We start from the raw sequence: 19,218 nt of genomic DNA, 5'->3' as shown, positions 1-19,218 counted from the left end.
CCCGATGACCGTACCCGCGTCGCCCGTTCCGCTCGCCGCCCTCCTCCCCCCGCTGGCGCAGGACGACGAAGGGTTGCAACTCCTCATCATCGGCGGCTTGCTGGTCCTGCTGTTGGCGGGGCTGGTGCTGTTCGCCGTGTTCGCCCGCTACATCGGCCTGTGGGTGCAGTGCAAGCTGACCGGCACCCGCATCGGGCTGTGGGATCTGGTGATGATGAGCGTGCGGAAGGTGAACCCCACGGTCATCACCCGCTCGCTAATCATGGCGACGCAGGCCGGGCTGCTGAAGGACTACAGCCTGACCCGCAAGCAGCTCGAAGCCCACTATTTGGCGAACGGCAACGTGCCGAACGTCATCAAGAGTCTGATCGCCGCCCAGCGGGCGAACCTGTCGATGGACTGGAACATCGCCGCCGCGATCGATCTCGCCGGCCGCGACGTGCTGGACGCCGTCCGCACCAGCGTCTATCCGAAGGTGATCGACTGCCCGGACCCCAAGAAGAAGGCCGGCACCTTGGACGCCGTCGCAGCCGACGGCATTCAACTCAAGGCGCGGGCCCGGGTGACGGTCCGCACGAACATCGCGCAACTCATCGGCGGGGCGACCGAGGAAACGATCGTCGCCCGGGTCGGGCAGGGCATCGTTCAGGCGATCGGTTCCAGCCCTTCCTACGAGAACGTGCTGGAGAACCCGGACGCCATCAGCCGCATCGTGCTGAACCAGGGGCTGGAGGCGAATACCGCCTACGAGATCGTTTCGATTGATATCGCGGACATCGACGTCGGCGAGAACATCGGCGCGCGTCTCGCCGCCGACCAGGCCGAAGCTGACATGCGGGTCGCCCAGGCGAAGGCGGAAGAGAAACGGGCCGAGGCCGGCGCCGTCGAGCAGGAACACGTCGCCAGCGTGCAGGAGAACCGGGCGAAGGTGGTGCTGGCCGAAGCCGAGGTGCCGAAGGCGATCAGCGAGGCGTTCCGCGCCGGTCGACTGGGCTTGATGGACTATTATGAACTGAAGAACGTCCAGGCCGACACGAAGATGCGATCGGCCATCGCCGGCGAGGGCGCAAAGCCCAATGCGGTGATGCAGCAGTGATCGCGTCGCCGTGAACGCCGACCGTTCCCCCGCCTCCGCCACGCTCGCCCGATGATCGCCGTCCCCCCCGCCGCCGTCGCGTTCGGCCTCCCGCCGCTGGGCGCGGTCGGCGCCGAGACGCTGATCTCCATCGCCGTGTTGCTGATGGGCGTGGTCGGCTGGGTCGTGCAGATGGCCCAGCAGGGGAAGGCCAACAACGCGGCGCGGCGGCCGAACGCCGGCGGCGGGAATCGAGCCGCCGGCGGCGGAGACGAGAAGCTGCGGGACGAGATCGATTCGTTCCTGCAGGAGGTCGCCGGTCGTCGGAATCAGAACCGGCCCGCCAATCGGCCCGAAGCGGCCGCCAAACGTCGCGGTCCCATCGATCCGTTCGAGGAACCGCCGCAGCGCCGCCGACCTCCCCGCGAACCCGCCGTTCGCGAACCCGTCGGCGGTCAGCGGCCCGGCTCCTCGGAGGTGCCCGATTTCCTACGGCCCGCCAATCGCCGGACCGAGCAATCGGATCGTCGCCCCGCCGATCGCCCCGAACGTCAGCCGGTCCCGGCTCCCCCGCCGCCGAAACCGCCCAAGAAGCGAGCGGACCTCCGCGACCGCAAGCTGAGCCGGCTGTCCAAGAAGAATCTCGGCGGCGAACTGCGGGAGCACGTCGAGAGGTACATGGCCGTCGAGCAGAGCGACCTGGCTCGCCAGCATGTGCAGGTGAAGGACCGCCTCACCAAAGCGGAACGAGAACTCTCCTCCCTGAAGAGCCGCCTCGCCGATCCGAACGATTCCACCCGCCTCGCGGGAAGTTCGCCCGGCGCGATGGACCCGGCCCGGTTGCGGGCGCTGCTGTCGGACCCCGCCGGCGTGCAGGAGGCGATCGTGGTGAACGAATTGCTGAGCAAGCCGCTGGCGACTCGGTATCAGCGGGATACCCTCCTCGGCGCCGGTCGTCGGCACGTCGATCCGGCGAACGTCGGCGCGGGGTCGCCGGATGCGTCGACGAGTCTCGGCTAAGCAGTGCAGGACGAACCGCTCCCGCGCGTCCTGCTGTTGGCCGGTCGATTGGAGGTCCGCGCCCGCAGCGCGTACACGCTGCGGTTGGCGCAAGGACTCCCCGAGGAGGGCTACGAACCGACGGTGGTCTGCGCGGATGCGTCGCGGTTGTCGTATTCCGTCCGCGAGCCGCTGGGCATTCGCATCTATAAGGAACTCGACCGCCCCGCGTGGGGACTCGTCGTGCGGGCGGGGCTGCTCCGCGATTTGCAGGAGGAACCGCCGGACCTCGTCCACGTGCAGGATCCGGCGATGCTCGGCTGCGGGACCTACCTCGCCAAAAGGCTCGGCGTCCCCGCGATCGTCACGTTTCCCTCGGCTCCTTACGGTATTGATCGGTTCACCCGGCCGGATCCGGTCGTCCGCCGGGCGATCGCGATCTCCAAGAGCGTGGCCGCGGACCTGCTCGGCGTCAGCCGCTTTCCCGCGGATCGGCTGCGGGTGATTCACAGCGGCGTCGATGCGGACGATCAGCCGCTGCACGTTCTTCCCCCGGGCCGCGTGCCGGTCGTGGGGTCGGCGGGGCCGTTGGAGTCGCCCAAAGGACTGCCGTACTTCCTCGGCGCCGCAGCACGGGTGAAGCGGCGGTTTCCCGAGTGTCGGTTCCTGCTCTCCGGGGCCGGGCCGGAGGAGAGCAACCTGCGACGGGTGGCTCGCGAGCTGAACCTCGAGAACGCGGTGACGTTCGCCCCGAATTTGCTGGACTTCTCCGCCGGGATCGCGGCGACGGACATCTTCTGCCTGCCCAGCCTGTCGCAGGGTTTGGGAGCGACCATGCTGGAAGCGATGTCGCGGGGGCGTCCGGTGGTGGCCAGCGGGGTGGGGGGGGTCGACAGCGTCATCGAGGACGGCGTCACCGGCTTGATCGTTCCACCGGCCCGCGGGGCGCCGTTGGCCGAGAAGATCTGCGAGTTGCTGGCCGATCCCGAAGCCGCCCGACGGATCGGCGCCGCTGGCCGGGCGGTCGTCCAAGAGCGATTCGGCGTGGCGCGGATGGTCAAGGAAACCGCGGCCCTCTACGGTGAAGCGCTCGCCGAGTGGATCGGCGACGCCGACGACTAGCCGTCCCGCCGCCCACGTTTTCGTCCCACGCCGCCCTCATGCACGCGGAGATTTTCGCCCTCGGTTCGGAGCTGACGACCGGCGCCAAGCTCGACACCAATAGCCAATGGCTGAGCGTGGAGTTGGCCGGGGCGGGCATCGAAACCCGCTTTCATCACACGGTCGCCGACGACCTGCCGGCGATGCTGAGCGAACTGCGGGCGGCCTCACGCCGAAGCGAACTGGTTCTGCTCACCGGCGGACTCGGCCCGACCGCGGACGATCTGACTCGGGAATCTCTCGCGCAGCTTGCGGGCGTGCCGCTGGTGGAAGACGCCGCCAGCCTCGCCCACGTCCAAGAGTGTTACCGCCGGTTCGGCCGCACCATGCCCGCGGCGAATCGGGTGCAGGCGTTGATCCCCGCGGGGGCGGAGGTCATCCCGAACCGTCACGGCACCGCCCCGGGGCTGTGGATGACCGTTCCCCCCGGAGAGATCGGGGGCGACGGCGGGTGCACGCTGATCGCCTTGCCCGGCGTGCCGGCGGAGATGAGACCGATGTTCCGGGAGTCCGTCCTCCCGCGATTGCCCCGCGGAGCGAACCTGATCCGGGTGGCCCGCATGAACCTGTTCGGGGCGGGGGAGAGCGCCGTGGAGGAGCGGCTCGGCGATCTCACCGCCCGGGGCCGCACGCCGGAGGTCGGCATCACCGCCCATGAGGCGACGATCACCCTGCGGATCGTCGCCCGCGCGCCGGACGAAGCCGGCGTCCAACGCCAGTTCGAGGAAACGAAACGGATCGCCGTCGAACGGGCCGAGGAACTTATCTTCGGCGAGGAAGACGAGACGCTCGCCGGCTGCGTCCTGAACCTCCTGCGGGAACGCGGGGAGACATTGGCCATCGCCGAAGTCGGGACCGGCGGACGCTTGGCGGATTGGCTCACCCAAGAGGACGTCCCGGACGCGAGAGCATTTCTGGGCGGTCTCGTGGAGCCGACCGAGACGATCTGTCTGGGAGCCGCCGTCGCGCCCGGCGAGGCGGCGAGCGAGGTCCGCTCCCGCTGGGGAGCGACGTACGGGCTGTTCACCCCCGCGCTGGATGAGAGCGGGGCGGAACGAGCCATCGTGCTCGCCACGCCGGACAGAGAGGTACGGGCGACCTACCGGCATGCGATCGACTCGGCCATTGCCCGCAGTCGGCTGGCCAAGGCGGCGTTGGATCTGCTCCGCCGGCATCTGCTCGGGCGAGCAACCTGACCGCCGCGCGGTCAGCCCCCCCAGAAACAGTGACGACTTGCAGCGATCGGAGCGTTCTTGCCGCTCGGAATGCGATCACCCCTCGATGGGAGCCGAGATTGGCGCCGCAATTGCGGATGCATCAATCAACGAGCCAGTTTGCTCGTTCCCACCATCCCATCTGAAACGTACATCATGCTCCGTCTCGCCCTGATCCTGCTGGTCATCGCCATCATCGCCGCCCTGCTCCCCGGCTTGGGGGGCGTCGCCAGCTGGGCCTATTGGGCCGCCGGCGTCGTGTTCATCATCGCCTTGGTTTTGATGCTGATCTCCCTGCTGGGCGGCAAGACGCCGACGGTTTAGCGCCGCTCGTCACGCCGTCTGACTCCGCCGCCCTCCAAACGCCCCGCCCATGAAAGCTTTTGCCGTCGCCGTCGTCGTTCTGCTCGTGCTCGCCTTGCTCGGGTGGTTCACGCTCTCCGCCGACAACGACCAAGCGGGAATCAACATCAACCGCGACGTGATCTCCGAAGACGTCGGCAACGCCGCCGGCGCGGTGAAAGACGGGGCTGAGAAGGTGAAGTCAGAGGCGGAACGCGTGGACGTCGACGTCGACGTGGACCGCGAATAGCCGCGATCTGCGAGGCGGCATTAAGCCGGACGGCGATTATAATCGCCGTCCGGCTTTTCTTTTGGCCGCTCCGAACACGTCGTCCGCCGTCGCCTTGGGCGGAGACCGGACGGCTGGCTTGGGAGCGATGGGGGCGGACGCCGGAGCGGTAGATCGAACCCGACGTTCCCGCGTGCGGGGCGCAGCGACGATCTCCTCACTCGTTCGCCACGGCAACGCCCACTGCCAACGGCGCCCGGCGATCTCCGCGAGCAACAGGACCACGCCCGCCGCGGCAAACCAGGACCACAGCGGTGTCGGCGCCGGACGGGGCGGGGGGTCGTCGAAGATGGTCGCTACGTCCAACCGGCGGACCCCGCCGGAAAGGGCGGCGAGTTCCTCCAGCGCCGCGGCGCCCGGCGGCCGATCGCCGCGGGGCATGAACTCCGGCGAGTAGGGCAAGCTGACCGCCGGACCCCGCGTCGCCGTCCCGCCCGGCCGGCGGAGCAACGTGCGATAGGTACCGACCACGTCCAGATCGAAACGCCCCGACAATATCGCCGGCCCGTCCCAGCGAAGATCCGCCGTGAAGGGTTCGCTCAACGCTCCGGCTTCCGGGTCATCCGTCGGAGGAACGATCAAGAGTTCGAGGCCGTCTTCCTCGCCGGACTGGAGGCGCTCCGGGTCGAGTTCGACGGTGACGGTCGCCGTGCGTCCCTCCCGGGCCACGGTGAGGAACGCTCCGCCGCCGTCCCCGCCGCCCAACAGCCAACGGCCGTGCGTGGAGAGAAAGTCGTTCAGCCCGGTCCACCGCGAGACCGGCCCCCCGTTCTCCCCGTCGAGGGGGAACGTCAGCGCCGCAACCCGTCCCAACCCGCGATACCACGCCGCAGCGAGCGGGGCGTCGTACTGATCGCGCGTCCGCGCCGTCAGCGAACCGCCCTCCCGCAGCTCCGTGAGGTTGTACCCGCCCACCGCCGGGAACGCCCCGCCGCCCAACTCCCCGACGAGGGCCGAGCCGCCGGCGAATTCGCCCGGGATGCCGGCCGCGGTCTCCGCGGTGACAAACGTATCCGCCACGACCGCCAACGCATCCTGTGCGAACAATCGAGGCAGTTCCCGCGGATCGTCCGTGAAGAGCACGTTGCCCCCGCCGGCCGCGGCGACCGCTTCCAGGAGCGGTGCGTCGTTGTCCAGGCGGGATCCCAGCCCGATCACGCTGACGGTCGCCCCCATTGCTCTTAAGCGAACGAGCGGCACGCTGAAGTCCGTGGGACTCTCCGCATCCGCGGCGTCGGCGAAGACGATCACATGTTTAGTCGCGGAGGCCGGCGCCCCGTCGAGTTCGTCCGCCGCCGCAGACAACGCCGCATCGACATAGATGCCGCCGCCAGTCGACACGATCCCCCGGGCCGCCGCCGCGATGCGGCCGGCGCCGTCGCCGAGTTCCGTCAGCGGCACGATCGCTTCCGCCTGCGTGTCGACCGCCAACACCGCCGCCCGGTCCCCGCGGGAGAGGACGTCGACCGCCGCGGCGGCGCCCTCGTTCGCCAGGTCCATCTTCGTCCGCCCCCCGCCGCCGGCCTCTCCCACGGGGACCGCCATGCTGCCGCTGCGATCCAAGGCGACGACGATCGCGGAACGCTCCTTCTGGGCGTCCTCCCGCAGATCCATCGTCACCGGCAGCAACGGGTCGAGCGGACTCTCGAAATACCCGCCGGTCGCGTAGCTGTTCCGCCCGCCGGTCGTCAGTAGACCGCCGCCGAGGTCCTCGACGAACCGTGCCAGCTGAGCCATCTTCCTTCGCCCCAGCGCCGAGGCGGGCACGTTCTCCAGGATCACCGCTCCATAGGGGTCCAGCGCATCCTGCGTCAGCGGATGGGACGTCGGATCCGCGACGTCCACCGGCAGACCGGCGGCGGCCAGCGCGGTCTCGATCCGCCCGCCGGCGGGTTCCGTTCGCAACAGGAGCACGCGCCGTGCCGCATCGATCCGCAGCCCCGCCTCGCCGCGATCGTTCTCCGAACGCGGATCGCCCGGCACGTCCAGCGTCGCGGTGTAGAGGTGAAACCCCTCGGCCGGCGCCACTTCCCGAAACCGCACGCGTCCGCGGCCCGCGGGCAGATCCACGGTGCGGGCATCGATCGCGACCGCAGCGCCGCCCGGCTCGCGTCTGGCGAGCGATATGCGGCCTCGGGCCGGCCCGGGCGAGAAAAACTCCACGCCGATCGCGAGCGGTTCCCCCGGCGCCGCGGAGGAGGGCAGCGTGATCGCCGTCACCGCGGCGTCGCCGACCCGGGTGACGGGGAACGGCCGAACGTCGATCGGCACGCCCGCCGCCCGCGCCCGTCGAGCCGCGTCGCGCGGGTCCGGGCCGTTCGATTCCCCGTCGGAGAGGACCAACGCCCGGGCCGGTCGGCGGGGGTCGGTGAGGTCCAGGGCGAGGTGCAGGGCGGCGTCGAGGTCGGAGCCGTCCGCGTCGATCGGGTACAGAAACTCGCCCGTCGCCCCGACGCCGGACAACGGCCGTTCCGCCGCCGGGCGACCGCCGAACGTCACCACGCCCAGCCGATCGCCTGGACCGCGGGCGGTTTCGACGTTCCGCACCAGTTCGAGGAGATCCGCATCCGTCGCCGGCATCGAGCGGCTGCGATCGAGCACGAGCAGAACGTCGGTCCCCTCGCCGGAAAGGTCCGCCACCGGTCCGGCCGCCGCGGCGATCAGCAACAGGGCGAGCGCCGCCCGCAGCGCGTCTGTCCGGCGATCGCCCGTTCGCCCGAATCGCCACCAGGCCCACGCCGCGGGGAGGGCCAGCAGCAGAACGGCGGGTCGGACGAAGGGAAGCACGCGGCAAATGTAGCGGGCCGGAGCGATTCAAGCCGGCCGCGTGGCCCACCAGTCGCCGACGAACGCCGCCAGGGCCGCGACCGCCAGCAGGGCGACGAGCCACGGGGCGGGGTCGTCGACCGTCGTGCCCGCGGCGTCCTCAGCGTCCGGCTCCACGACGCCGGAGGCGAGCGAGGTGAGATCCCCCTCCCGCGGGTCCGCGAGCCGCACCGCAAACCGCGCCAGTTCCGGTCTGCCGCCGTCCTCGCCGTTCGCGCCGCCGTTCCACACGCTCCACAGTCCGACGCCCGGCGGAGCGATGATCATCGTCCGCTCGCGGGGGAGTTCGATTCGCTCGCTCCCTTCGAGGGACCGCAGGACCAATGGACCATCCGCAGTGTGTTGCCGCTCCGTCAGCGTCAGTCGGGCTGACTCGCCCACGCGCAGGTTCGCCCGATCCGGTCCCGGCAACGCGGCGCGGCGGGCCTCGACGAGATTGGAAAGGAGAATCGGCCAGTCCGGCGTGTTCGCCAGCGTTCCCCGAGCAGCATCGACGTTCAGCACGAACACGCCGTCGGCGCCGACGACCCGGCCCGCCAACACTCGATCTCCCGCAGCGATCACGGGCGAAATGGGCCGGAAAGTGCCGTCCTCCCGCGTCAAAGCCGTCCCCTGTCCGGCGCCGCCCCACACGGCGCCGGCGAGCGACACCCCCGCGGCCAGCGGGTCCGCCCGGTCGATGAGGAACGGACCGGCCGTGTCGATCGCTTCGCCCTCTCCAGGCAGCGAACCGACGACGACGAGCCAGGACGAGCCGCCGTCGCTGGCGAGCGGGTCGGGCGAGACGAATCGCAGGTCGGCGGCGTCTAAGTCTGTGCGGATCACGTTCGGCAGGGCAGCGACGGCGCGCTCGATTGCGGTCCGCGTCCGTCCGGGGGGAAGCGAGACCGCGACGCGCACGGGGCGAGCCGGCGAGGGGAGCAGCACGGCCATCGAATCGGCCTCAAGAGCATCCTCCGCCGCGGTCAGTCGCACCGTCACCGGCTGGTTCGCGACGAGCGGCGGCAGCGGGACGGCGTTGGTGACGGACTCGCCCGACGCCGAGGGGATCGTCCGCCGGAAGAGCGATTCGCCGGCGTCGTCCCGGACCGTGACGGTCACCGGGCCGACGCGGCCGAACGCCGTCCATCGCAAAAACAACTCCTCCCCGGCGGCCCCGTCGCTCGGGCGGCGGTCGGCGGCGAGGAGAACGACGTTCGGTCTCGGAGCGCCGACCGAGACCGCCGTCGTGTCCTCCGAGAACTCGAGCGACCGAGGATCGCGGTCGGTCAGCAGCAAAATCTCGCCGCCGTCCGCAACGAGACGGGCGGCGAGATCCAGCGAGGGGGCGAACTCATGCCGCGGCCGCGTCGGAGCGGGGCGAGCGGCGAGTTCCTCCAGCACCGCTCTCCAGGGCCGACGGGGCCCGCCGACCACGCGGGGACGGTCGCCGGTCTCGATCACGGTCAGCAGCGTGCGGCCGCCCTTCGCGGAGGCGCGCTCTCGAAGCTCCGCGAGAGCGGCGTCCCGGAAGGTCGGCGCCGCTTCGTCGCCCGCCGGCGGTGCGGCCGTGGCTCCCATCGAGGCGGAGCCGTCCAACGCCACGACGAGGTGCGGCGCCGTCGTTTCCCAACTCACCCGCGGCCCGCCGAGCAGCAGCCCGAGGGCCAGCGCGGCAAATAATTCGAGCCAGAGGCTCGCCGTCGATCGCAGTCGATCCCGCGTCCGTCCGCCGGCAGGACGCCGGATCGCATCGTCCCACAGGAAGAGCCCGCCGACGGCCATCGGCGGGAACCGAACGCGATACAGATGGAGCCAGAGCACGGCCGGGACCGCCAACAGCCCCAGCAGTCCCCAAGGATTCGCAAACGAGATCAACGGCGGACCCCCAACGCCCCGGCGGGCACCAGCGTCGACCGGCACAGTTCGTTCAGATTCGGCCCGGCGACGAGCGTGGCGAACGTGGCCCCGTGCGAACGGCAGGCCCTCGCGAGGCCGTCGATCAACGCTCTCAGCCGCGCTCGATAGGCGGCGACGGCGGGACGGTCGAGCGTCACCTCCGCGGCTTCGTCCGCCTCCGGGTCGGTCAATCGGCGGCCGCCCAATTCCGGCGGATCCGCCTCGAATGAGCTGAGGATCTGGATCAGCGTCGCCGCGTCCGTTCCCCGGGCGAGTCGACGGACCAACGCGTCCGGGTCATGCGGGAAAAGAAAATCGCTGACGATCACCCGCACGCCCCGCCCAGTCGCCGGCAATCCGTGTTGCGCCGCGAGTTCGACGAGGGAGCCGCGGCCGCTGAACACGGGGCCGTCCAGCGAATCGAGGGAGCGTCCGCGGGGGTCGGGACGGTTCGTTTCGCTCAGAAGGTGCAACGTCGGCCGATCGCCGGACGCCGCGGCCATTCGCCAGCAGGCCGCCGCGAGGGAGCGGGCGAGTCGGCTCTTCTCCGGGTCGCAGCCCATCGACGCGGAGCCGTCCAGCCAGACGGCGGTGTCACGGGCCACTTCTTCGCGAAACACCTGCACGATGGGCACGTCGGTCCGCGCGAAGGCCGCCCAGTCGAGATGACGGACGTCGTCCCCGGGCAGATAGCGGCGGTGTTCGCGGAACTCCAAGCCGCTGCCGGCGGTGCGACCGACCCGCTCCCCGACGGCCCCGCCGGCCCGGGGCGGGGGGCCGGAAAGCGTGTACCGGGCCGCGACCGCGAGCACGTCCGGGTCCGTCGTCACCGGATCGGCTGCGGGAAGGGCGGGGGCTGCGGTCATGCGACCGGCCCGCCGATCGCGGACGCCCCGGCGGTCGCTTCCGCGGTCGCCGGCGTCCGGGGGCCGAGCAGATCCATGAGCTGCCGGAACACGAACGGCAGATTCACCGCGACCGCCGCCGCGGCGAGGCCCCCCAGCAACGCGATATGTCCCGGGCCGGCCCCGCGGCCGAGCAGTTCCGGGATCAGCAACATCGGCGTCAGGGCATCCAGCGCGGTGGCCTCGTCGTTCCCCACGAATTTCATCATGCGGGCGGCGACCGGGGGAATCAGCCCCATCGGCCCGAGGATCAGCACGATCAGTCGCGCGGCGGTCGGCGGGAAGTCTCGCAGGAGCGCCGACCCGAGCCGCATGACCGCTCCGCACAGGCCGACGTAGATCAGCACGTAACACAGCCCGCAAAAAACGATCTGCGTCCACGGATCGCGGGCCAGCAAGGCGCTCGGCAGGTCGGAGAGAGCATTCACCTCCGCGCCCGGCCGGCCGATGCGTGCCGCCAAGGCCGGCGCCCGGGCCACGCGAATCCAACCCGCCAAGCCCGCCAGGACGGCGAGGTGGAGCCAGACCAGCAGCACGCCCCGCGATCCGCCCGGCAGCCACGGCGTCGCGAGTAGCCGGAGCGCCCGCACACGCGGCGTTTGGCGACGGACGCGACGGCTGAGACGGTCCGGCTCCGCGGCGAACACCACGCCCCAGAACAGCCAATGCGTTAGAGCCAGCGCGACGGCCGTCCCCAGCGGGACCGCTTGCAGCAGGTCCGGGCGGGTGAAATAGACCGCAATCGCCCCGGCGACCATCAGCCAGAATTGCACCGTGACGGTGACCCGCACCGCCGTCGAGCGGTTGTCGGCCTCGAACGTCAACCCCGCCGACGCCGCATTGACGAAGAGGACGACGTAGCTGCCGCTGACGACCGCCAACGCGACGACCGACCACTGGAACGCCGGTTCCGAGAAGGGCAACGGCTGCAGGAGCGCCCCGCTGAATGCGCTGCCGATGTAGACCCAGACGCCGCCGAACAGCGCCGACCCCAACGCCCCCGCCAGCAATCCCTGCCAGACCTTCTGCCGCACCACCGCGGCCAGCATGACGGCGAAGCTGCTGGCGACGATCGCTCCCCACGCGGTCGCGACGAGGAAGAACGCCGCCGTCCGCGGATCAAACCCCTGCAACAGCGCACAGAACGCGATGAACGGGGCGACCGCGCTGTAGTACACGAGCATCTGCATCGCCGCACAGGCGATCTTGCCCAACACGATCTGACGCGGGGAGAGGGCGGTGATGCTCAACACCTCCCAAGTCTTCTCCAGTCGTTCGTTCAATACGCTGCGATAGGCCCCGTAGGGCACCAGCAACAGCACCGCGAAGGCCAAGACGCTGTAAAACAGGGTAAAGAACGCCCCGCCGACCGCGCCGAACTCGACCGCCTCGCCGGCGAACAGCAGTCCGCAACTGCCGATCAGCCAACAGATTCCCAGCAGCGCCCAGAACGAGCCGAGAAACTGCTTCGACTTGAAGCTCTGCCGGACCTCCTTCATGAGGATCGGATTGAGCAGATCGCCGCCGCGGTCCAGGCCGGCGTTCAGCCGCCCCGGCTCGCCGTCGTCGGCGGGGACGCTCCCGGCGGGAGCGCTCGTTTGCGGCGAGGCCGTGGCGACGCTCACTGGGTAATCCCTTCGGTCAGAGCCATGAAGGCGTCCTCGAGGCTCTCCGTCTCGGCGGCGAACTCGGTCACGTCGAAGCCCGCCGTGAGCATGTTCCGCAGCAGCGCCGCCCGTTCGGCATCTTCACCGTCAAAGGTGAACCCGGCGGCCCGACCGGCCTCCGCGGCGGCGGTCACGCCGGGTTGTTGCAGCAGCCATCGGACGGCCTCCGCCGGCTCGCCCAGCGTGCGGACCGCCATCGCCGCCCCGCCGGAGACGCCGCCCTCGACCTTCGCGGCGGCCTTCGTGCGGCGGGCGGCGCGAATCTCCTCGACCGTGCCGGAGACCAGAATGCGGCCCGCCTCGATGATCGCCGCCGCGTCGCAGATCTCGCCCAGTTCCGTGAGGATGTGGGAGGAAATCAGCACCGTCTTGTTCAGATCGCGGGCCAACAGGGCGATCAGTTCCCGCAGTTCAACCCGGGCGCGCGGATCGAGTCCGGCGGCCGGTTCGTCCAGAATCAGCACCTCCGGATCGTGCACCAGCGTGCGGCCCAGCCCCAACCGCTGCCCCATGCCTTTGCTGAGTTCCGTGACGCTCTTGTGAGCGATGCGGCGGAGTTCCGTGAAGACCAGCACGCGTTCGACTGCGTCTCGTCGAGCGGCGCCGGTCAGGCCATAGGCGCGAGCGAAGAAGTCGAGATATTCGACGACGGACATGTTCGGATATTTGCCGAACCCGTCCGGCATGAAGCCCAGCTTGGCCCGGACGGCGTCGGCGTCGTCGATCACGCTCTTGCCGCAGACGAAGGCATCGCCCTCGGTGGGGGTGTCCAGCGTGGCGAGAATCCGCATCGTCGTGGTCTTGCCGGCCCCGTTCGGGCCGATGAAGCCGATTACCTGACCGGGCCAGGCGACGAAGCTCACGTCGTCCACCGCCTTGAGCTTTCCGAACCGCCGTGTCAGAGATCGCACTTCCAGCGAGGGCGGGGCGCCGTTCATCAACAGCCCGCCAGCGGTCGCGGACGAAACGGTCTCGATCGAGGTCATCACTCCGCCCCCGGCCGCCGGACCGAGATCGAACCACGCGGTTCCTCCGAACGCGTCTCGGCTGAGCGTGTCTCAGACGCGGATTGCGTGCGGCCGATCAGCAGGTGGGCGCCGCCGCGGGCGTCGACCGGTTCGCCGCCGAACTCCGTCAGCGCGGGTTCCTCCAGCAGGGCGACGAACGCCCCGCGGGGCTCCGAGATCAGCGGAGCTTCCTCGAAGCCGTCGATCGCCTCGGTGTGTTCGTTCAATCCGCGAATGCTCGATGCGGTTCGGTATGCCAGCGACGCTTTGAAGCTGGCGTTCGTCTCGGGGTCGGAATGCAGCATGGGGAACTCGTTCAGCAGATCGTCTTGCCCTTCCTCCATCCCCGGCAGGGGCTGCGGCAGGAGGAGATCCAGGCGTTCCCGCCAGGCGAATTGATCGTCTCCGTCGATCAACCGAAGCGTGCCCGATCCGCCGGCGGGAAGGTCGACGCCGTGGTACACGCGGCCTGCGTCGTCCGACAGCACGAGCATCGCGAAGTCGGAGTCGTATCCGTTGACGACCGTGGGCCGGCCGTTTGCCCACTCGACCGTCAGCCGCCCGCGTTCGGGACGGGGGGAGACGGTCACGAATTGGGTCCGCGTGCGTCCGCGGAAGGCGTCTCCCGACCAGGTTTGACCGCTCGTCCAGTCGATGCGGCCGCCGCCGATGTTCGGCCCCGGCGGAGCGAGAGGAAATACGGCGGTCTCCGGGGAGAACGTCAGCCCGGCGCCGGGAGTGTGGGGGGCGAACACCGCCGTCCGCGTCCATTCCACGGCCTGATTCGCAGCGTCGTCGTGCGATGTGACCGCGAACTGCCGAACCTTCGTCCCGAAACCGTGCATGACGGTCGAATAGGCCAGCAGCGTCCCCGCGGTCGCCGCAGCGATGAGCGGGACGGTCAGCGCCAACCGCCCCACCTGATGTCGTCGCCGCAGAATCAGATAGTTCACCGGCCCGATGGCGACCACGAACAGCGTGATGAGCGCCACGAGCGTCCCGACCGGCACGCCGCGGACCCCGGGGATCAGGAACTCCAGAAATTCTTCGTTCGGTCCGCGGGCTCCGACGCCGAAGCGATCCGCGACGAGCAGCCGATCCGGCCCCAGATCCTGAAGCACCGCATACCAGTCGTCCGCGCCGCCCCCGTCCGCTGCGAGGAGATAGACCCGACCGCCGCCCACGGCCTGACGCCTCGGAGCCAATCCAGCCGGGGGAGACGGTCGCAGCAACATCCTCGAATCGGCCCCTTCCGCGTCGAATCCGGGGCTTCTTCGACCGCCGAATCGATCCATCAACCCCCGCACGATCCGACGCGTCTCTTCCGGGTCGTACTGGCCGGTGCGATTCCCGCCGCCGTCCTTTGCAATCGCAGCCCAGTTCTCGCTCCCAGCCTTGGCCCCCAGCAAGGACTCGATCCCGTCGGGAACGGGGTCGGCGTCGCTCCGCATCGCGTCGGCGACGACCAGCGTCCCGCCCGCGGCGGTCCAGGTTCTGAGGCTCTGCACAATCCCTTCGGAAAGCTCCGACAGTCGAGAACCGTCGACCACGATGAGGTCCACGGTCGTGAAGCCCAACCAAGTCTCGGGCAACGCCTCGGGCGACAGGACGAGTACGTCGCCGCGGTTGCCCGCGGAGGTCCGTCGATTCGCGTCTCGACTAGAATCAGCCTCCACCTCCGAGACCGTCACCGCCGCCGCATGGGCGAAGGCGTCTTGATCGAAGGGGGTCGCCTCCAGGATCAGCACCGCCGGGGTACGGATGGCATTGTTGTCCGCCCCCGGGGGGTGCACTTCATGAGAGAGCTCTCGGATCGCCGCGTCCAGCAGGTCGTCGTCGCTGCGGGGGTCGGCGGCGACGACGCCGTCCTCCGGGAGCGGGTCCGCGACGATCACGATCTCGCCGTCGCCCCGGCGAGCGGTCAGGGGCACCGGCAGGGTGAATCGCGTGTCCGCTCCGGCCGGCAGGGCGACGGTGCGGGTCACCGTCGGCATCACGCCGCCGCCCCGCCGCGGTTGATAGGGGAGGTACGCCGCGGTCACCGCGCACGCCGCCCCGCGATTCGTCAGCGCAATCCGCACCGGCCAGTACCCGCCCCGCTGCCCGCCGACCCAACGGTCGTCGATCACGCATTCGAGGTCGTCCGACTCCGCTCGGGACTCGCTGCCGGACTGGGCGAACGCCGGCGCCCCCGCACAGACCCCGCCAAAGGTCGCGCAAGTAAGCAGCAGCGCAAGGTCAAGGTGTCGTCTGCTCATCAGGACCGGCCTCCGTCCACCTCGGGAACGTGATCGAGCGCCGCCGCCGCTAACCGGGGGCCGTCCCACCCGTCGAGCCGGGCGGCGTAATCGGGAAGGATGCGATGTCCCAACACCGCGGGTGCGACCTGACGGACTTCATCAAAGCCGACGTTGGGCTTGCCCGCCAGCAGGGCCGCGGCGCGAGCGGAAGACGCGATCCCCAACGCGGCCCGGGGACTCGCCCCGAACCGAACGTGCGTTCGCACCGGCTCCGGCGCCCGGGGGTCGCTCGGGTGCGTGGCGGCCACCACCCGGCTGAGATACGCCAGCACCGCAGCCGGGAGATGCACCCGATCGGCGGCGGCGAACAGGGCGTTCAGCTCCTCGGCATCCAGCGCTCGATCCGGCTCCGGCGAGCGCCCCGCGGAGCGAGCGGACACGATGCGCTCCAGCACCTCCGGCCCGACGCCGCCCACGTCGATTTTGAACAGGAACCGATCAAGTTGTGCTTCGGGAAGCGGGTAGGTGCCCTCCAGTTCGATGGGATTCTGCGTCGCCAGCACGAAGAAAGGATCCGGCAGCGGACGGGTCTCGCCGGCGGCGGTGACGCGGCGTTCCTGCATCGCTTCGAGCAACGCGGACTGCGTCTTCGGCGTCGCCCGATTGATCTCGTCGGCCAGCAGCAGGTTCGTGAACACCGGTCCGGGGCGGAACTCCAGGCGCCGCCCGCGGCCGTCCGCGTCTTCTTGCAGGATCGCGGAACCGACGATGTCCCCCGGCAGGAGGTCCGGCGTGAACTGCACCCGTCGATGGTCCAACCCCAGCAGCGCCGCGAGCGCCTTGACCAATTCCGTCTTGCCCAGTCCCGGCAGGCCTTCCAGCAACAGATGGCCGCGGGCGACCAGTCCCACCGTGACCAAATCGAGTAACGCCTCCTGCCCGAAGATCACCCCGGCCAGTCCGTCACGCAGCGCCCGCATCCGCGCTTGAGCGGTTTCCACCTCCGCGGGCGTCAGCAGGACCGATCGGTCCACAGTCGCCCCAGACTCGGCCGATGCGGGGACGGGTGCGGCGACAGACACGGGGGCGGGGTTCTCGCAGCGAAAGGACGGGCGGTCGAGCGAACGACGGGCGATCAGTCGTCGGCCGGCGGTGGAGGAGTCTGGTCGGAAAAGTAGCGTTGCACCACTCCCCGCAACCGCGGCGGCACCGGTCGCCCCGCCGCGATGCGTTGCGAGGGCGACGCGGGACGCTCGACGGTCGCAGGAGCATCCATCGCCGGAGCAGTGACCAGCGAGCCAACCGCCGCGGGCGTGACCGGCGGAGAGTCTGCGGTCGCGGGCACATTCCCTCCCCAAAGAGCATTCGCCAAGTCCGAAGCCGCGGCGAAGCCCGGGACGAACGCCCGCCCCGCCAGCGTTCCCGCCTCGCTGGCCCCGTCCGGTAGGGGGAGATCGAGCGGCGGCGCCGCCGCGAGCGGGGAGAACGACGGCGTGTCGGGCGATCCGACGCCGGCATCGCTCACCGCGCGGGCCATCGTTTTCGCGAGGCCCGGCGGGAGCGCCTCGAGGAGGTCCGTCGGCGTCTCCCCCGCGGCCAGACGGGCCCCGGCGGAGACGAGGGCGGCGCGCTGCTCGTCGGTCATGCCGGCGGCGAGTCGTTCGATCGCCTCCCGGTTCGCGCCCGCGGTCGCCAGCAGTTCGTTCAGCATGGCGGGGTCCGGAACGCCCGCCGCAGCCGCGGCGTCACGGACCGCATCGGACTCCAACAGCCCGGAACCGGCGAGCAGGTCGGCGCCGGCGACCAGCGAATCCGCGAGCCGGCCGGCATTCTCTCCCTCCATGAAGCCGGAGGTGGCGACGGCGCCCAACATCCGCTCGCGGAGCGCATCGGCCGCCTCCAATTGAGAGCCGCTCGGCCCGCCCTCGCCGATCGCGGCCTCCAACCGATGCAGATCTTCCCATGCGCTCGCCAGCGCCGCCGGGTCGGCGTTCCCGCCGGCGGCCAGCGCCGCCAGGGTCTCCGCAAGTTCCCCCGTCAAACGATCCCCCGCCACCGTGCGATCCACGCCGCGATGGGATTCTCGCCCCGATTCGATCGGGGCCGCCCAGGCCAAGGCGGCGAATGCGGTCGGCACGACAAGCGTCCTGAACGCACGGCCGAGCGGCAGCGGCGGACGGGCGTCCCTCCAGCGGTCGCGTCGCGGTTCGATGCGAGCAAGCCAGTCCGACGGCCGAGCGTCCGCGGGCAGATCCGCGAGCGTCATCAACAATCCGCCCGAACGCAGCGCCGTATCCAGCGTCGCGGCGGCGTCCCGCGGGGCGACGCGGTCGCGTTTGGCCCGCCATCCCGCATATAGACCGGCAATCGCGGCGCCCGCCGCGGCGATCCAGACGGCCGGCTCCGGGTCGCCGTTCCTCAATCGAAGCGCCAGGGCAGCCGCGCCCGCAATCAACAACGCGAGCGCCAGCGGTCCGGGCAGGCGTGCGAAGAACCGCGCGAACGTCGTGCCCCGCCGATGCGCGGCGAGCCGACGGTCCAGCTCCGCGGCCGAGATCCCGGCGGCGCGGGGCGCTTCGTCGGCAGTCGGGGCGTCGGCAGTCGGGGAGGAAGTGGGCACGGGTTCACGGTAGGCGGTGAGGATTGCCGTTGCCACGGGCGGAGCGCGGGCGGACCATGTCGGCGTTCCCCCGTCCGTTTGTTTCGCCGCCGGTCGCCCATGGACGCCGCCACCTTCGCCGCGAACCGGGCCGACCTCCCCGAAGGCGGTCGCTGGACGGAACTGATCGCCGGGGATCCCGTGATGTTCTCCCCCCCGGAACCGCTGCACGGAACGTTCGTGCTGAACCTCTCCAAGGCGCTCGCGGAAGCGACCGCGAAGGGTGCCCGGGCGGGTCGGCAGGGCGCCGGCGCCGTGTTCGAGACCGGTCTGCAAACCGCCGAGGACCCGGACACCGTCCGCTTCCCGGCCGCCTGCCTGTTCGCCCGCGGCGTGTTCGATCAGATGGACCTGGAGATCGTGGACGACGTGCCGTCGGTCGTGGTCGAAATCCCCGGCACGCCCGACCGCCGCCGTGAGGTGGGCCGGCGAATCGAGGAGTATCACGCTACCGGCGTCGGCACGATCTGGATCGCCGACCTCGCGGAGGAGACGGTCAACGTCGTCGCCCCGCATGAATCGCCGACGACGCTGGGCGGTTCTGATCGCCTGACGACCGAAGTGCTGCCGGCGTTCGCCCCGACGGTGGAAGAACTGTTCGCCGAGCCGGTGTGGTGGACGCGCGGCGGGCGGAACCCGGCGTAGGTGGGAGGCACCGCTGTCACTGGCTGGCGGCGAACAGAAAGAATCGCCAGAGCAGAAAGGCGGCGACGCCGGTGCAGACGAACCCGGCCGCCCCCGAAACCCGGAAGGCGATGCGTTCCCCGGCCTGCCGCCGGCCGGCGATCCATCCCGGTAGCAAGCCGAAGGGGCCAAGAGTGAGCAGATTGCTCAGGCACAGGCAGAACCACCCCTGCCAATCTAGGAAGAGGCCGACACCAGGTGGACCGGGCGGTGCGTAGACCGAAGCGGTGAGGCAGGCCAGCGTGGCGGCGAACGGGGTCGCTGCCACGCTG

16 protein-coding genes are annotated in these 19,218 nt (G+C 70.4%); 7 read left to right on the top strand and 9 right to left on the bottom strand.

Annotated elements, in window-relative coordinates:
* The first annotated feature begins 4 nt into the window (after positions 1-4).
* The 6 genes from floA to LzC2_RS03205 all read left to right on the top strand — a co-directional run bounded on the left by floA (position 5) and on the right by LzC2_RS03205 (position 5,041).
* Positions 5-1,096 carry a flotillin-like protein FloA gene (gene floA / locus LzC2_RS03230; RefSeq protein ID WP_171183698.1) on the top strand — a complete coding sequence of 364 codons (1,092 nt, stop codon included), beginning with the start codon at positions 5-7 and terminating at the stop codon, positions 1,094-1,096.
* Positions 1,097-1,147: 51 nt separating this feature from the next.
* On the top strand, positions 1,148-2,095 hold the full coding sequence (locus tag LzC2_RS03225; RefSeq protein WP_171183688.1) for a hypothetical protein: 948 nt from the start codon (positions 1,148-1,150) through the stop codon (positions 2,093-2,095).
* Between the two features lie 3 nt (positions 2,096-2,098).
* Entirely contained in the window at positions 2,099-3,196 is a 1,098-nt protein-coding gene (locus tag LzC2_RS03220) for a glycosyltransferase family 4 protein (protein WP_171183686.1), read from the top strand.
* Between the two features lie 38 nt (positions 3,197-3,234).
* Positions 3,235-4,431 (top strand): CinA family nicotinamide mononucleotide deamidase-related protein, encoded by a 1,197-nt coding sequence (locus tag LzC2_RS03215; RefSeq protein ID WP_171183684.1) that lies wholly within the window; start codon positions 3,235-3,237, stop codon positions 4,429-4,431.
* A gap of 174 nt (positions 4,432-4,605) precedes the next feature.
* Positions 4,606-4,773 (top strand): DUF1328 family protein, encoded by a 168-nt coding sequence (locus LzC2_RS03210; protein ID WP_171183682.1) that lies wholly within the window; start codon positions 4,606-4,608, stop codon positions 4,771-4,773.
* Positions 4,774-4,822: 49 nt separating this feature from the next.
* A complete protein-coding gene (locus LzC2_RS03205) occupies positions 4,823-5,041 on the top strand; it encodes a hypothetical protein (protein WP_171183679.1) in 219 nt (72 codons plus the stop codon).
* Between the two features lie 36 nt (positions 5,042-5,077).
* On the opposite strand, the gene LzC2_RS03200 is transcribed toward LzC2_RS03205, so the two are convergent.
* The 8 genes from LzC2_RS03200 to LzC2_RS03165 form a co-directional block, all read right to left on the bottom strand.
* Complete coding sequence (locus LzC2_RS03200) at positions 5,078-7,867, bottom strand: vWA domain-containing protein (RefSeq protein ID WP_171183677.1); 2,790 nt, start codon at positions 7,865-7,867, stop codon at positions 5,078-5,080.
* Between the two features lie 27 nt (positions 7,868-7,894).
* Positions 7,895-9,763, bottom strand: a complete 1,869-nt coding sequence (locus LzC2_RS03195) for a BatA domain-containing protein (protein ID WP_171183675.1) — start codon at positions 9,761-9,763, stop codon at positions 7,895-7,897.
* Positions 9,760-10,650, bottom strand: a complete 891-nt coding sequence (locus LzC2_RS03190) for a DUF58 domain-containing protein (protein ID WP_171183673.1) — start codon at positions 10,648-10,650, stop codon at positions 9,760-9,762. The genes LzC2_RS03195 and LzC2_RS03190 overlap by 4 nt, the downstream gene beginning before the upstream one ends.
* Complete coding sequence (locus LzC2_RS03185; RefSeq protein ID WP_171183671.1) at positions 10,647-12,314, bottom strand: ABC transporter permease; 1,668 nt, start codon at positions 12,312-12,314, stop codon at positions 10,647-10,649. The genes LzC2_RS03190 and LzC2_RS03185 overlap by 4 nt, the downstream gene beginning before the upstream one ends.
* Entirely contained in the window at positions 12,311-13,294 is a 984-nt protein-coding gene (locus LzC2_RS03180; protein WP_171183696.1) for an ABC transporter ATP-binding protein, read from the bottom strand. The genes LzC2_RS03185 and LzC2_RS03180 overlap by 4 nt, the downstream gene beginning before the upstream one ends.
* Positions 13,295-13,341: 47 nt before the next feature.
* Entirely contained in the window at positions 13,342-15,621 is a 2,280-nt protein-coding gene (locus tag LzC2_RS03175) for a hypothetical protein (RefSeq protein WP_171183669.1), read from the bottom strand.
* Entirely contained in the window at positions 15,621-16,583 is a 963-nt protein-coding gene (locus LzC2_RS03170) for an AAA family ATPase (protein ID WP_171183694.1), read from the bottom strand. Before LzC2_RS03170 ends, LzC2_RS03175 begins: the two co-directional genes overlap by 1 nt.
* 155 nt (positions 16,584-16,738) lie before the next feature.
* On the bottom strand, positions 16,739-18,223 hold the full coding sequence (locus LzC2_RS03165; RefSeq protein ID WP_171183667.1) for a hypothetical protein: 1,485 nt from the start codon (positions 18,221-18,223) through the stop codon (positions 16,739-16,741).
* 99 nt (positions 18,224-18,322) lie between these two features.
* On the opposite strand from LzC2_RS03165, the gene LzC2_RS03160 reads away from it, so the two are divergent.
* Complete coding sequence (locus LzC2_RS03160) at positions 18,323-18,907, top strand: Uma2 family endonuclease (RefSeq protein ID WP_171183665.1); 585 nt, start codon at positions 18,323-18,325, stop codon at positions 18,905-18,907.
* Positions 18,908-18,923: 16 nt separating this feature from the next.
* Here LzC2_RS03160 and LzC2_RS03155 read toward each other — a convergent pair whose 3' ends face one another.
* Entirely contained in the window at positions 18,924-19,214 is a 291-nt protein-coding gene (locus LzC2_RS03155) for a hypothetical protein (protein ID WP_171183663.1), read from the bottom strand.
* Positions 19,215-19,218 lie beyond the last annotated feature (4 nt).

This window comes from Alienimonas chondri, assembly GCF_013036045.1.
Lineage (GTDB): Bacteria > Planctomycetota > Planctomycetia > Planctomycetales > Planctomycetaceae > Alienimonas > Alienimonas chondri.
Note: the sequence above shows the minus strand (reverse complement) of the source record. Positions and strands in the feature narration are given on the sequence as shown.